We start from the raw sequence: 2,232 nt of genomic DNA on the forward strand, positions 1-2,232 counted from the left end.
GCGGGAGCCGCGCAGACCCAGCTCTTGGCGCTGCAATTCGTACCGAATTGTGGCTCGGTCTCGTCTTTTGGCGTCACGCCGCGCTCATTCATCTCCGGCACGCCGGCACATGCCGCCGGACGCACCGCTGCCAGTCGCGCCGCGACCTGCAACCCACGCTGCATATTGACGTAGTGAAAGGCCAGACGCCCGAAATCGAGAAGCCCGAAGAACACCAGAAGGTAGAGGCCGAAGACCAGCGTGAACTCGACAAGGGTCGCCCCCTCCTCGTCGCGCAGGAAGCGGCGCAGTGCGCGCGCGTGATATGCGAGAGGCCCGGTCATGAGCCGAAGACCCGGTTCTGGTCGGCGATCGTCGTGGTGACGGTGCCGAGCGTCGTGGGTGTGATGAGGGTGAAGAGACCGGCGAAGGGGAAGGTGATCGTGACATTCGCCGCCACTTCGACGATCGGCGCATCGCCGAAACGGTAGCTGCCTTCGATGCAGTCGAGGCTCGGCTCGACCGTCGTGACGGTGATCCCGCCCCCCAGAACGCTGCCGCCGGTGATCGCGTTGCCGACGATATTCGCGAGCGTCGCCGCCTGATCATCGACGCTGCCGCCGGTTTCGCAGATGCTGCGCGGGGTGATCCGGGCGAGGTAGCGGCTTGCATCGCGCACGCCGCCGATCACCGTCTGATAGGCAAGAAACATCCGCCCGCTCTCGATGATCGCCGCGAAAAGGATGAGCATCAGCGGAAGCACCAGCGCGAATTCCACCAGCTGCGCGCCCTCATCGTCGCGCCAGATCCGGCGCGGGGCGCGGAGGCGATATGCGCGAAACCACCGCATCGCGCTCACCGGTAAAGCTGGACGACGTCGCGGACCATGCCGCCCGTGCCCAGCTCCTCTTGGTCGCCATTGCTGGCGGACCCGATCACTTCGCCCCAGATACTCTTAGCCCCCCCGGTGTCTTTCGAATCAGCTCCGACAGGTTCTGTTAGAAAAATCTTTACGAACTCTTTTACGGGTACTTCCTTGGCGGCTCCCCTAATCTCTGTTCCGGTCGATGCCGAGCAATCGATTCCGGCCACGACCAATACTCGACGATCGGGATTGGGCGCCGAAGAGGATGCACACCTAGGCAAACCAGATTCCGGACGGTCCGATAATATCGCTCCACCGTTTGCATGCTCGATTTCAGCTAGATAGAGCTCATAGCGTGTTTTCGCGTCCGCAAAGGGATCAGGGGCGCCCTCGGTCGTGATGTCGATCCCATAATTTTTCTGCATGTAGGTGATGCGGCCCTGCGACCAATCGCCATCGCCGAAACGAGTGCAAGGCTCAGCCGCGCCCGAGACGAAGCAGTCATCCCGCGGCAGACCAACAGTGAGTTCTTCGTCCTCTGGATAATCCTCGTACCCGCAATTAGCCGTCGAACTTGAGTTACTGCTATTCCCAGGCGTGCGGACTCGTTTACCCATAACGACATTTGGAGCTGGAGCAAAATTTGGATCATTTTCCCAGGAATTCGCGGAATTCTCGCTGCCAGCCCCCGCTGCCGCTTCATAAATGTCAAAACGAACGTTTAAAACTGCGGCGTTCACGCCTACCTTCTGACCCGGTTCCAAATCGACACCGCGAGAATTAAAACACTGAGTAATTTTACTAACCGCGCCAAGCAAACACATATCTAAGGGCCCGCCTGACAAGCCTGCGCAAGGTCCGTTGACATCGACTTTCGCCTTATCAGGGTCAAGAAAACCGAAATCGCCTGGCCCCCAAGCAGCGTCATTTCCTCCAGCCCGCAGCAAGATCATCTGTCCGATATCCTTTTCCGCATCGAAGCCGGGCGGGACGCAGAACATCAAGGGCGTGACGTCACAGGCCAGGATTTCGAGCCCCGCGACCGCCTGAGCCGTGGCCGAGCCGTCGAACGCGTCATAGCCGCCCATCGTGGTGAACGCGGCGGCGAAGACGCCCTGAACTTCGCGCTCATCGACATCGACGCGCACGAAGGCGGCCTTCGCCGGATCGGTGGTCACCGCGTTTGTCGCGTCGCTATCGCTGTCCGGCAGGGCGCTGAGATAGGTCAGGGTCACATCGTTCGCAGCCCCCAGCACCTGCGAGCCAGTCGCGAAAGTCTGGCTGTCGACGATGAGTTGAGCGGCGGCATTGGCGCGGGTGATCGCATCGGAATTTCCGTCAAGCTCGCCCGCCGCTGCAAGCGCCACCGAATCCGCAAAGGATTGCAG

At 60.9% G+C, this 2,232-nt stretch carries 3 protein-coding genes; all 3 read right to left on the reverse strand.

Annotation, left to right across the window (positions count from 1 at the left end; translation table 11 throughout):
* On the reverse strand, nucleotides 1–323 hold a 323-nt coding region (locus B3D39_RS12435; RefSeq protein WP_286789743.1), incomplete at its 3' end, for a TadE/TadG family type IV pilus assembly protein.
* Nucleotides 320–829: a TadE/TadG family type IV pilus assembly protein gene (locus B3D39_RS12440; protein WP_078599331.1), complete on the reverse strand. Its 510-nt coding sequence runs from the start codon at nucleotides 827–829 to the stop codon at nucleotides 320–322. The genes B3D39_RS12440 and B3D39_RS12435, both read right to left, overlap by 4 nt.
* 5 nt (nucleotides 830–834) lie before the next feature.
* Nucleotides 835–2,232, reverse strand: a 1,398-nt coding sequence (locus B3D39_RS12445; RefSeq protein WP_286789744.1) for a hypothetical protein, incomplete at its 5' end; no start/stop codon positions are given.

The organism is Thioclava sp. UBA3469, from assembly GCF_002378135.1.
GTDB lineage: Bacteria > Pseudomonadota > Alphaproteobacteria > Rhodobacterales > Rhodobacteraceae > Thioclava > Thioclava sediminum.